Here is a 12,646-nt window from a genome sequence, read left to right as displayed (position 1 = left end):
TTAAAGTAGATACCTTAAAAAAGCCTGTTTTTTATGAGGGGGATTTAATTGGATTTTATCAAATAACCATAGTAAGAACAAAAGTAATTCAAGGAGTGAATAATGGTACTATTGTAGCAATTAGCATATTTGTTGGGGTATTTATAGCAGTGTTAATGCTTATGATTAAGTTGATGGATAGAAAATTTAATAAACCACTTTTGTTATTAATAGATTCAATAAAGGATTTTGCAAAAGGAGAAGAAACTTCTATAAAATACAAATCAAAGGATGAAATTGGAGAACTTATAAGTCATTTTAATAATATGAAGAGGGAAATTAAAGAAAAAGATTATGAAATAGAAAAGGAGCAAAAATCAAAGGAATATATGATAGCAGCAATTTCCCATGATTTAAAGACACCATTAACATCCATAAGAGCTTATGCAGAATTAATCGATTCTCAAAGGGAAGAGGATAACAAAAGGTATGTTTCAGGAATATTGAGCAAGTGTGACTATATGAGCAACATGCTAGAGGATTTACTCATGTATACAATACTTTCTTCAAGTTATACCATGGATTTTGTGGATGTAGATGGAGAGGAATTTTTTCAAATGCTTCTTTCAGGTTATGAGGAAGTTTGTGAAAAAAGCAATATAAATTATAAAACTCATATAAAAGTTAGAGGAAACTATAGAGTTGATGTTAAACAGATGATAAGGGTAATCGATAATCTGATGAGCAATGCTATTAGGTATACAGCAGAAGGAAAATCAATTTATATGGGCGCTTTTTCAAAGGGGGTTTCCCTTCCAGATTGGATAGATGAAGAGGAAAAAAATAAGATTGAAGAATTAAGAAAAGACGGTGTAGTTATATTAGTTAAAAATCAAGGAGAAGAAATACCGAAGGAAGATATAGAGAGGATTATGGAACCTTTTTATAAGGTGGATAATTCAAGAAATAAGAAAGTGGGAACCGGTCTTGGATTAAGCATAGTAAAATTAATTATTGACAAGCATAATGGCAGCATGATTGTTTTATCAAGTAAAGAAAGAGGTACATTAATAGCTTGTTTTATTCCATGACTATCCGCTCTAATACTTCCATGGGCAAGAATTTTGTTTACAAGAAAGGAAAGTGAAAAATTATTATGATTAAAAAAAGAATTTTTTCTATAATTATGGGAGGGCTATTAAGTATTACTGCCCTTTCAGGATGTGGAGCTCAAAAAAGCATTTTGCCAGAGACCATAGTAGCTCACGCCATGGAATCAGAAGACAATGTGAAGTCCTATTATGGAGAGGCAAGAATTCATATGTACGATAAAGATAATAAAATAGTTGAAGATAGTATTATGAAAGAATGGTATGATACTTCTAAAGGTAAAATGAAAGTTAGAACAGAATCCTATTCTAATAAAGGTGAGCTTGAATCTGTATCTACAAATGATGGGAATAATATTGTGGCATACATGATCAAAGATAAAAAAGCCTTAACTATGAAAAGTTTAAATGAATCAGATATGCCTATAAGAACTCAAAGAGAGCAAACTAAAATATTTTTAGAAAATATAAAGAAAACCCACGATATAAGTACCATAGGAGAAGAAAAAATAAATGGTATAGATACTTATCATATAAAAGCAGTGCCAAAAGAAAAGAATACAATACTTTCAGAGCAGGACATATGGATAGATAAAAAGAATTGGTTTGTAATTAAGACTAGTTCTCATAATTCAGAATCAAAAATCGAATATGAATATACAAAAATTGATTTTTCACCTAAAATTGATGACAAAATATTCACTCAAGAAATCCCAAAAGATGTAAAGATAGAAAATATTGACGAGGCTGGGCCAAAGACAAAAACCATGACTTTGAAAGAAGCGAGAGATTTTTTGGGAAAGCCCTTCGCATATTTTTCAGAGTCATCTTCTTATAAAATTAAAGATATTAAGCTTCAACAGTATGGAAGTGAAGCAGTAGATGATGAAATAATTATGGAGTATCAAAAGGATGATAAACCTTATTTTCAAATGAGTCTTAGAAAGGGAAATAAAATTGACTCTAATGCTAGTGGAATTCCTGGTACAGAAGAGATTACTATAAGAGGACAAAAAGGAAATATGTTTAAAGATAGTATTTCTATTATACTTTGGGCAGAAGGAGATGTAAGATATAGCATAATTCCTTATGAAAACATTGAAAAAGTAGAAGACCTTATAAAAGAGTTGGATAAAATGGAGATGTTCAATTAAATAAAAGTACCCTCTCGAAATCATTTCTGAGAGGGTGCTCATTATTTTTCATCCTTCATATTATCTATTGTGGCTTTTATAACAGAAGTAGGCCAATCATGAAAATCAATCTTTCTAATTTCATAAAAATCCCATGATAGATTCTTTATCATTTTTTTTAGCTCTTTTATGCTTCTTTCTCTCTCAAAATCAATAACCTTTTCTCTAGCCATAATATCCCCCATAGAATTTGCTTTTATTTATTATATATTCTCTAAAATTAGGGATATTACATAGTAAATACCTATAATTAACCTATTAGCATATTTGAAATATATAGTAATGTTATATACAATAATTGTATAGTACAAGATGAAATCAAGTTAATATAATGGAGGGATTGAAATGTTAGATTTACTAAAAAGCAGAAGAAGCATTAGAAAATTTAAGAATGTGGAAGTAGAAAAAGAAAAGATTGAAGCTTTAGTTAAGGGGGCTCTTTTATCTCCGTCTTCAAAGAATTCCACACCTTGGGAATTTATCGTCGTAACAGATAAAAACACATTAGGAGAATTAGCATTATCTAAAAAAGCTGGGTCAGCATTTTTAAAGGAGGCACCTCTAGGAATTGTTGTTCTTGGTGATGCTAATATTAGTGATGTGTGGGTAGAGGATACATCCATTGCTACTACAATCATTCAATTAGTAGCAGAGTCAATGGGACTTGGTTCTTGCTGGATTCAGATCAGGGAAAGAAAACATAATGAGGATATAAAAGCAGAAGAACATGTGCGCAAGACTTTAAACATACCAGAAAATATGAAAGTGGAATCCATAGTTGCCATAGGATATCCAGATGAAAACAAAGAGCCACGTAGTGAAGAATCCTTAAAATATGATAAGGTATTTTTAAATTCTTACGAAAATAAGTATACACTTTAGAATATGGATGATATGCACTTTAGAATATGAATAATAGCCACATTACATAGCATTTTTAAGTTTTAAACAATGAATAAGTATTCACAGTATGTATAATAATCAATATTTAAAAATATATTTGTAAAACATAGAGGAACTGAGGTATATAGTGGGAGGAGCGCCTTTTTGAAGGGACGTCACTATGTATCTCAGTTCTTGTTTTTAAATCCATTTAACTTAACTATTTTATAGTTCATAGTTTTCACCTATTAATTTTATAGAACGCTTCGTCTCACATTTAATTATATCATTTTTATTGCTATTGAGAATTTGGTTTAAAGCCTCAATGCTACCTTGTGTCCTAAAAGAAGAAAGACATATTACACATTTCCAAAAGATCAGGTCATTTTCTAAATATTTATTTAGTGTATCTATAATTGATTTAAAGAAATATTCATTGTCATAATTAGAGTTATAAAATAATGAAAAGCCAATGGCATCAATAACTTCTGAAATTTTTTCTTGATTATTACTCTTTAACACATCAAATAGTACAGGTAAAATTCTACAATCCATTTTTCCTAAAGTCCGTGCAATAATATCTCTCGGCAATGGGTAACTTTTTTTCTTAGAAACCTTTTCTGGTAAACATAAGTGTTGATTTTTCCCTATACGACCTAAATAATGAAGCATTTGTTCAGCAGTTTTAATGCCACCTTTTTGGAGAGCATTGCAAATTTCAATTTTTGTGTAAAGACATTTTTCAATACAAAGTCTTTCCAATAGGATTTTAACAAAATCTAAATCTTCAATGTAAAATCTATTTGACAGGAGATTTATAGCAGCAGATCTTTCGATAGAATTTGGAGAATTTATTAATAAAATTAATTCACTATTAGAACATTGTTGAAATTCATTAATATCTTCTGTAGTAATAAAGCCTCTCTTGCGTAAATCCGCATCACTACTTTTCATAAGCTTTCCTCCTTTGTGTGCCCACTACTTCAATAGCCTTAAACCTTAAAATCTTCATTAAGGGTTAATTTAAAATAGTATAAAGTAAGCAGTATCATATTATTTCTACATTTTGTAAAATAATTATTTGCCTATCTTCGATAGATTTAATAAATAAATGGCTACTTACTAACGATGCTGGAATTATAACTACAACAATAACAATTAGTGCAAGTATATTTGCACTAAGATTTACTGGCATTAGACGATTCCAGATATATGCAACTAACTTAAAATATAAACGAAAAAAATAAAACTTAAAAATTATTTTTTTCTTCATACTATTCCTCTTTGAATACATAAATTTAGATAGATACTATATATAATATTATATAATGATGTTGTATAAATTTCCATAAATGCATTGTATTAGATTCTGTAACTAAATATAAGATTTTCTTTTACTATAAACTTTTTTAAAAAAGATTTGTAAACTATGAAAGAGCTAAGTATGTATTGAAAAAGCGACTTTTCTCGGAGCGACTTCAATGCGTGCTTAGCTCTTTATTTGAGAAATTAAACCCTCACTTTCTTTAAGTTATACTATGGATTTTCTAGATGTATATGGACAAGTTTTTATTTTCATATTGGATGTATAAAGAGGAAAAGAAATAATATTGAAGAATTAACAAAGTATGGTGCAACTATATTAGTTAAAAACCAAGGAGAAGAAATTCCAAAGGAGGATATAGGGAGGATTACGAAACCTTTCTATAGTGTAGATAATTCAAGAAATAAAAATGGAAACTGATCTTGGATTAAGCATAGTAAAATTAATTATAAGAAAGGAAAGTGAAAAGCTATCATGACTAAAAAAAGAATTGTTTCTATAATTATGGCAGGTCTACTGAGTATTACTGCACTATCCGGTTGTGGAAGCAAAAACAGTATTCTGCCAGAGACTATAGTAGCCAATGCTATTGAAGCAGAAAATAATCTAAAATCCTATTATGGAGAGGCAAGAGTACGTGTATATGATAAAGATAATAACATTACTAAAGATATTACTGAGAAGGAATGGCAGGATATTTCTAATGGTAAAATTAGAATCAGAAGAGAATCTTATTCTAATCACAATGAACTTGAAGCTGTATCTACAAGTGATGGAAATACCGTTATGATATATAGTATTGAGGATAAAAAAGCCTCAACTATGAAAAATATAGATGAATCAGATATGCCTATAGGGTCCCGGAGACAACAGACTAAAATAGTTTTGGGGTATATAAAGGAAAATCATGATATAAGTACTGTTGGAGAAGAAAAGATAAATGGTATGAATACTTACTATATAAAAGCAGTACCAAAAGAAAAGAACAGCCTATTTCTAGAACAAGATATATGGATAAATAAAAAGAATTGGTGCGTAATTAAGAGTAGCGGTATTCTTATTGGAGGATCAAAAATCGAAGATGAATATGTAAAAATTGATTTTTCACCTAAACTTAAGGATGAAACATTCACTCAAAAAATTCCAGAAGGAGTAAAGATAGAAAATGTCGAGGAGACTGAGCCAAAGCCAAAAACCATGACTTTAAAAGAAGTGAGAGATTTTTTAGGAAAGCCATTCTTATACTTCCCAGAGTCATCTTCTTATAAGATCAAAAGCATTAAACTTCAACAGTATGAAGGTGAGATTCCATATAATGAAATAATTATGGAGTATGAAAAAGATGGGACACCTTATTTCCAGATGAGACTTAGGAACGACAATATAGTTAACTCTAATGCTAGTGAAATTCCTGGTGCAAAAGAGATTACTATAAGAGAACAAAAGGGATATATAGCTAAATATCTTAGAAGCCTTATTGTCTGGTCAGAAGGAGATGTAAGTTATGCTATAATTGCCTATGAAAATGTTGAAAAAGTAGAAGACTTTATAAAAGAATTAGACGAAATGGAGATGTTTAATTAAATAGAAGATAGCTCTATATTTGAGAAACTAAATTATCTCTGTAGAAATCTATAATTTGGAAACCGATATGTCATAATTTAATTTAATAAATATCTTTGTAAAACATAATGGAACTAAGTATATAATGGGAGGAGCGCCTTTTTTGAAGCGACGTCATTATGTACTTAGTTCCTATTTTGGAGACTCAATTACTTTTGTAGAAACTAATAAATGTAAAAACTATGATTGGTTTTAACAAATCCAAAATGCTACATAATACTTCTCATGCTAGTTCGCTACAATAAGAACTTCTAAAATAAATTAAGAATTTCTAGATTTTGCTCAGATGCATAGGGCGCATTACATAGCGTTTTTTAGTTTTTTAAAATAAAGGAATGTTTACTATAATTGAAAGAAGGCTCGTAAAAAACAAAAGAGCTAAGTGTATAGTAAAATAGAGACTTTTCCAGAGGGGCTTCACTATATGCTTGGCTCTATATTTCAGAACTATTGACATAAATAAATGATTAGTATATGATTATATTTGAATTTAATCATATACTGTTTTATATAAATAATAGAATTTAAGGATAGAAATAATTTTCTTTAGGAGGATGATAATATGAAGCCTAAAGTAGCATTTATATGTGTACATAATTCCTGTAGGTCCCAAATGGCAGAAGTTTTAGGGAAATTATTTGGTTCAAAGGTTTTTCAATCTTATTCAGCAGGGACAGAAAGAAAGCCAGAAATAAATAAAGATGCGGTAAGGATAATTAAGAATTTATATAATATAGATATGAATGAAACTCAATACTCTAAACTAATTAAAGATATACCAAAAGTAGATATTGTTATAAAAATGGGTTGTAATGTTGTTTGTCCATATTTACCTTCAAAGCATACAGAAGATTGGGGATTGGAAGATCCAACAGGAAAGAGTGATGAAGAATTTATAAAAACAGCAAAGGCAATTGAAGAAAAGATTAAAGATTTAGCACGTAGAATCGAGACTAATGAAATTAATTTAAATTAGGGATAGGAAGTAAATATATTTGGTTTAGTATGGTAATATTAAACTATGATAAGCATATTAATGGAATAGGAAAGCATTGATAAATAAAAGCTTTTATATATTATATGAGGGAATATTAATGTAATCATATTATCATATCAATACAAGGAGGAAAGTATGGATTTAATTACTACATTAAAAGCATTAAGTGATGAAAATAGAATTAGAATTTTAAATCTGTTGAATAACGGAGAGTTTTGTGTATGCGAAATTGAATATATATTGGAGATGACGCAATCTAATGTGTCCAGACATTTAAATAGATTGAGCAGTGCAAAGATAATAGAAAGCTATAAAAAAGCTCAGTTTGTATATTACAAATTAAAGGAAGATAAAATAAAGCATCATGAATTTATAAGGAATATATTAAATGATGAGTTAATGAACATAGAACAATGTAAAATAGACATAGATAATTTAAAAAAATATAGAGAATCAAAATTAGATTGTAATACCATAAGTTTAAATAGGGGGAAATCAATTTGCACTAAAGACGACAATGTGTAACATATAGAATTGTGTTACATATAATGTATATATGATTACATATGAATATAGTAATATATATGACGCTTTTCTATAATAAATATATAGAGTTTAACAATAAAAATTTAATTTATAAAGATTATAGGAGGATAATATTATGAAATTAGAATTTTTTGAACCTACAATGTGTTGCTCTACAGGAATATGCGGTCCTAGTGTTGATAAAAGATTAGTAAAACTCAGCGAAAATATAGAATACTTGAAAAAGAGCTATAAAGGAATAAGTATTCACAGATACCAACCACAACAAAGCCCAATAGTTTTCATGACTAATAAAGGGGTAAGAGACCTTATGAAAGAAGTGGGGAAAAAGGCATTACCTATCACAGTTTATAATGGAAAAGTAATAAAACAGGGGGAATATCCTACATTAAAAGAACTAGAGAAAGCTATAAGAGGTGAATAAACGTGAGCAAATTTATATTTTTTTCGGGCAAAGGTGGAGTAGGAAAGACTTCTATGGCTTGCACTTCAGGGGTATACTATGCTGATAAAGGGTACAAAACCTTAATAGTTACCACAGATCCTGCTGCCAACTTATCCGATGTTTTTGAACAGGAAATAGGACATAAAACAACTAAAATAAATAATATAGATAATCTTTATGCCATGGAAATAGATCCAGATAAGGCTACAGAAGAGTATAAGGAAAGACTTTTAGCACCTATGAAAGAATTATTTGATGAGGAAATGATAAAAATTGCAGATGAACAGCTCAGCGGCCCTTGCACAGAGGAAATGGCATCCTTTGATAAGTTTATAGATTTCATGGGTGAAAGCGAATATGATATTGTAATATTCGATACCGCTCCTACAGGTCACACTATTAGGTTATTGGAGCTGCCAGTAGACTGGAGTAAGCATATTGAAGAAAGTGCTAAGGGCAGTGGGCAAACCTGTATGGGTCCTGTTTCAATGATTCAGGATAGTAAAGATAAATTTGATGATGCTATAGAAAAGCTTAGAGATACAAATATTACAGATTTTATATTTGTAATGCAGCCTGAACAAACATCTTTAGATGAGACACATAGATCCATAAAAGAGCTTTCAGGGTTAGATATAAAAACTACAAAAATTATTATAAATGGGTTCATACCTAAGGAGGAAGCGGTAAATCCTTTCTTCCAATCTAGATATCACATGCAACAAAAATATTTAGAAAAAGCCTATGAGGAATTTAAAGATTTAGGTATAAAGACTATGGAGCTCTTTGACAGTGAACTTAAGGGAGTAGATAGATTTAGGTTATCAGCATCCATACTTTTTGAAGGAAAAAAGGTAGATAAAGCTACAAATATAGATTATGAAAAGGTTGAAAGCATATCTATGAATCAAAGCTCTAATATAAAGGAGTTAATTTTGCCTAAGAAAGGATTGCATAAGAATATATTCTTTTCTGGAAAAGGTGGGGTAGGTAAAACAGTTATGGCTTGTATAACGGCAGTTAAAACTGCAAAGGAAGGTTATAAAACCTTATTGCTAACTACCGACCCAGCAGCTCATATAGGAAAGGTTTTAGATAAGTCTATAGGGGATGAAGTAACAAGAATAGAAGGAATAGATAATCTTTATGCTGCTAAAATAGATCCTAAAGTAGCTTTTGAGGAATATAAAAATAATATACTAGAAGATGCAAAAGGTAAATTCAATGAGGACACAATATTAACCATGGAGGAAGAATTGAATTCTCCATGCACCGAAGAGATGGCTGCTTTTCAAAAATTTATATCCTATGCCAGTGAAGAAAAATATGATGTAATTGTATTTGATACAGCCCCTACAGGTCATACATTAAGGCTTTTAGAATTACCAATGGACTGGAGCAAACAAATTCAGATGAAAGCAGGACTTTCAACGGAAATAAGCCAAGAGGATAGAAAAGAAAAAGAAAAGTTTGATAAGGTAATAGCTCTAATGAAAGATAAGAGCGTTACTACCTTCTCCTTTGTTATGTATCCAGAAAAAACTCCAATTATCGAAGCATATAGAGCTTCAGAAGAGCTGAAAACTGTGGGCATTGAAACTCAGCTTGTTATCTCTAATCTTATAATACCAGAAGAAGAAGCAAACACTTCTTTCTTTAAGAACAGAAGACATATGCAAGAAAAATATTTAAGAGAAATAGAAAATACATTTAATGAAGCATCAATATTAAAAGTGCCTATGTTTAATAAAGAAATAAAGGGATTGGATATGTTAATTGATATTGCAGAGAAGATATATCAATAGTGAAAGATAATAAGAGAGCTAAACTTGTAGCTCTCTTGTATTTTTGGCGAGTATTATTTGTTATAAGTTCATTTACAACCATACCGTATTAATTTATCTTTGAAAATTAAATAGTATGATATTTAGATATGGTATAGTTATCCTATAAAGATTGTTTACACAATTTGAGGTGATGAAGGTGTATAAAGAATTGCATGATATTCCAGAGCTCTATACATGGAAAACCATTGGGAAGATCAACAGCGGCTGGTCAAGTGATATAAAATATTATGTTGAAGATTATTTAGGAAACAAATTGTTGTTGCGAATTTCTGATATAAGCTATTTAGATTCTAAAATAAAAGAATTTGAAATCATAAAGAAATTTAATACTTTAGATTTTGAAATGTCAAAAGCCATATCTATAGGCGTTTGTAATAATAATAAAAATGTTTATATGCTTTTGAATTGGGTTGAAGGTGTTTCATTGGGAAAAACAATGGAAAAACTAACAGAAAAAGAACAGTATGACCTTGGTATACAAGCCGGAAAAGTTTTAAAAAAAATCCACTCAATAGATGTTGAGAGTATTGATATACCAGTTAAAGACAAAACGGAAAAGAAACTTCAAAAATTAGAAAGATACGAAAATAGTTCCATTCGTATAGATAATGATCAATTAGTAATAGATTACGTGAAAAGCAATATAGATAAAATAAATCTATTACCACCTGTGTATAAGCATGGAGATTTTCATGTAGGAAATCTAATTCTTACTCCCCATAAGCATCTAGGCGTTATCGATTTTAATAGATGGGAATGTGGTGATCCATATGAGGAATTTTATAAGGTACAAAGTTTTGACGTAGAAGTTAGTATTCCTTTCTCTATTGGACAGATTGACGGCTATTTTAATCATCAACCACCAAAAGAGTTTTGGGAGATTCTTGCTGTTTATGTAGCTCACGCCTCCTTGTTTTCCATTGCTTGGGCAGAAAAATTCGGAGATAACGAAATAAACGGAATGAAAAGACGTGCTATGATGACTTTCCAGGACTATGATAATTTTCAAATCATGATACCTCATTGGTATAAGGACAATTTTATGAAATATAGAAAATGAACAAAAACACCGTATATTCGAAAGGGAATGATTGCAATACATAATATTAATGTTTTAAGCAGGGGTTAATTACTTATTAACTAAAATTTAAAAGTAAAAAGGAGAATAAAATATGGCCTTAATTATACTTTCTTTTATAACAGGTTTTTTAGGATTATCAATAGGTTCAAAGGGCGGAGAGTCATTAATGATACTATTGGGAATTGCAGGTTTTCTAGTTCCAGGTTTATATATTTTGGAACAAATATATAATGAATTAAAAAAAGGTAGATAATGGTATATTTATAGGAGTTAATTTTATGAATATAAAAATAATATTTCAAAATTGTATATTATTCTTTAAGTCATTTTTTATTGCAGTGACAACTCACTTTTTTTCATTTATGGTTATATTTTTTTGTTCTCATAGTGAGTATAAGAATATGGACATAGATATAGCTGCTAAACATCCATTTGCTTATTTATGTATATTTATATTTTCTGTTACCATTGTTTCTATTATAATAAATAAATTTATAATGGCTAAGAAGATGAGGAAAAGATATGTTTTTTTAAGTTCTTATTTAACTCTTGTCTTTATAGATGTAATAGCACATTTATTATTCTATACCAGTATTTCATCTATAATAAATTCATTTAATATGGCAAGTCATATGGTAATTATAAGTTCTTTAATAATGGCTTCTTTAAATATATTACTAGCTAAAATTAAAATATCTATTGAATTTAGCTAAAAATGATTTAAATTATAAATTAAAAAGTATACAGCTTTTCTTATTTAGAATTTAAATATTCTCATACTTCACATTATATTTCTTTTTTAAGTCTTCTATAATGAGTTCATAGTTTTTATTATAATCTTCTTCTATTTCGGCTTTTCCCCAAGTGGGATGATTACTATCGACATAATTATAAAAATCCGTTTTAATTGAATTTCTCATTTTTCCTATAGACATTGATTTCATTAATAGTTTAGGACAGTATTCATTCCAATATTTATCTAGCGTAATTCCCAATTTATTAATTTCATCTTGTAGAATCTTTTTGTCTTCTTCAGAACTATTTTCTTCAAATGAAACCCTAAGTTTTTCTGCTTCAGTTTTAGCTTCATCAATAGTTATAAGGATTTTTTTGCTTTTTGCTTCTCTGTATAAAAGTTCATTTTCGATAATCATTTCTAGGGCTTGTTGATTTGATATATCATCAAGTCTGTATTTTTTAAAGTCTTTTATATCACCAGTGGTAATTTTACCTTCATCCATTGTGGCAACGACTTCTCCTACCTGCTCAACTGTATATTCTTTTTGCGTACAGCTAGATAGGAAAGAGGATAATAATATAATTAAAGTCAAAACAACAATTCGATTTTTCACAATATCCCTCCTTTACAATATAGATGCTATCTTCAATATTTCCTTTAAGCAAACCCCATCTGAATCTAAGAACCATTTGGTACAATTTAACTATATAATACCATATTATTTTAGATAATACATTTTCTTTACTCATGTACGTCCAGCATCAGTATATAATTGTCTTTATGAAAATTATTTTTCTAATATGTTGGAGCAGTGAGATATCATTAATATAATAAAGAGAAAATCAGTGGAAAGCATTAAAATATGTATAATAATCCGATAT

15 protein-coding genes are annotated in these 12,646 nt (G+C 29.3%); 11 read left to right on the top strand and 4 right to left on the bottom strand.

All coding sequences use genetic code 11. The features are described from left to right. The coding region (locus tag RYO54_RS15255) for a HAMP domain-containing sensor histidine kinase (RefSeq protein WP_315120593.1) at positions 1-1,070 on the top strand (1,070 nt) is incomplete at its 5' end. Positions 1,071-1,135: 65 nt separating this feature from the next. Then, positions 1,136-2,242 carry a DUF2092 domain-containing protein gene (locus RYO54_RS15250; protein ID WP_315120589.1) on the top strand — a complete coding sequence of 369 codons (1,107 nt, stop codon included), beginning with the start codon at positions 1,136-1,138 and terminating at the stop codon, positions 2,240-2,242. 41 nt (positions 2,243-2,283) lie between these two features. On the opposite strand, the gene RYO54_RS15245 is transcribed toward RYO54_RS15250, so the two are convergent. Continuing rightward, positions 2,284-2,454 (bottom strand): hypothetical protein, encoded by a 171-nt coding sequence (locus tag RYO54_RS15245; RefSeq protein ID WP_315120587.1) that lies wholly within the window; start codon positions 2,452-2,454, stop codon positions 2,284-2,286. A 172-nt stretch (positions 2,455-2,626) separates the two neighbouring features. Here RYO54_RS15245 and RYO54_RS15240 point away from each other — a divergent pair, with 172 nt between their 5' ends. Beyond that, on the top strand, positions 2,627-3,163 hold the full coding sequence (locus tag RYO54_RS15240; RefSeq protein ID WP_315120585.1) for a nitroreductase family protein: 537 nt from the start codon (positions 2,627-2,629) through the stop codon (positions 3,161-3,163). Between the two features lie 225 nt (positions 3,164-3,388). On the opposite strand, the gene RYO54_RS15235 is transcribed toward RYO54_RS15240, so the two are convergent. Next, positions 3,389-4,117 carry a hypothetical protein gene (locus tag RYO54_RS15235; protein ID WP_315120582.1) on the bottom strand — a complete coding sequence of 243 codons (729 nt, stop codon included), beginning with the start codon at positions 4,115-4,117 and terminating at the stop codon, positions 3,389-3,391. A gap of 94 nt (positions 4,118-4,211) precedes the next feature. Next, positions 4,212-4,358, bottom strand: coding sequence for a hypothetical protein (locus RYO54_RS15230; RefSeq protein WP_315120579.1), 147 nt, complete (start codon positions 4,356-4,358; stop codon positions 4,212-4,214). Positions 4,359-4,961: 603 nt separating this feature from the next. Here RYO54_RS15230 and RYO54_RS15225 point away from each other — a divergent pair. The 8 genes from RYO54_RS15225 to RYO54_RS15190 all read left to right on the top strand — a co-directional run bounded on the left by RYO54_RS15225 (position 4,962) and on the right by RYO54_RS15190 (position 11,739). Continuing rightward, positions 4,962-6,071, top strand: coding sequence for a hypothetical protein (locus RYO54_RS15225; RefSeq protein ID WP_315120578.1), 1,110 nt, complete (start codon positions 4,962-4,964; stop codon positions 6,069-6,071). Positions 6,072-6,672: 601 nt separating this feature from the next. After that, positions 6,673-7,086: an arsenate reductase ArsC gene (locus RYO54_RS15220; RefSeq protein ID WP_315120575.1), complete on the top strand. Its 414-nt coding sequence runs from the start codon at positions 6,673-6,675 to the stop codon at positions 7,084-7,086. Positions 7,087-7,242: 156 nt separating this feature from the next. After that, positions 7,243-7,632 carry a metalloregulator ArsR/SmtB family transcription factor gene (locus RYO54_RS15215; protein ID WP_315120572.1) on the top strand — a complete coding sequence of 130 codons (390 nt, stop codon included), beginning with the start codon at positions 7,243-7,245 and terminating at the stop codon, positions 7,630-7,632. Between the two features lie 136 nt (positions 7,633-7,768). Then, complete coding sequence (gene arsD / locus RYO54_RS15210) at positions 7,769-8,077, top strand: arsenite efflux transporter metallochaperone ArsD (RefSeq protein WP_315120569.1); 309 nt, start codon at positions 7,769-7,771, stop codon at positions 8,075-8,077. A 2-nt stretch (positions 8,078-8,079) separates the two neighbouring features. Continuing rightward, on the top strand, positions 8,080-9,903 hold the full coding sequence (locus tag RYO54_RS15205; protein ID WP_315120566.1) for a TRC40/GET3/ArsA family transport-energizing ATPase: 1,824 nt from the start codon (positions 8,080-8,082) through the stop codon (positions 9,901-9,903). 178 nt (positions 9,904-10,081) lie between these two features. Then, positions 10,082-11,005 carry a phosphotransferase gene (locus RYO54_RS15200; protein WP_315120563.1) on the top strand — a complete coding sequence of 308 codons (924 nt, stop codon included), beginning with the start codon at positions 10,082-10,084 and terminating at the stop codon, positions 11,003-11,005. Positions 11,006-11,117: 112 nt separating this feature from the next. Next, positions 11,118-11,279: a hypothetical protein gene (locus RYO54_RS15195; protein WP_315120560.1), complete on the top strand. Its 162-nt coding sequence runs from the start codon at positions 11,118-11,120 to the stop codon at positions 11,277-11,279. 25 nt (positions 11,280-11,304) lie between these two features. Beyond that, on the top strand, positions 11,305-11,739 hold the full coding sequence (locus RYO54_RS15190; protein ID WP_315120557.1) for a hypothetical protein: 435 nt from the start codon (positions 11,305-11,307) through the stop codon (positions 11,737-11,739). 51 nt (positions 11,740-11,790) lie between these two features. Here RYO54_RS15190 and RYO54_RS15185 read toward each other — a convergent pair whose 3' ends face one another. After that, positions 11,791-12,378, bottom strand: a complete 588-nt coding sequence (locus RYO54_RS15185; protein WP_315120555.1) for a hypothetical protein — start codon at positions 12,376-12,378, stop codon at positions 11,791-11,793. Positions 12,379-12,646 lie beyond the last annotated feature (268 nt).

The organism is uncultured Clostridium sp. (assembly GCF_963515715.1).
GTDB lineage: Bacteria > Bacillota > Clostridia > Clostridiales > Clostridiaceae > Clostridium_AW.
The sequence above is the reverse complement of the archived record's forward strand: the minus strand, read 5'-3'. Positions and strand labels throughout refer to the sequence as shown.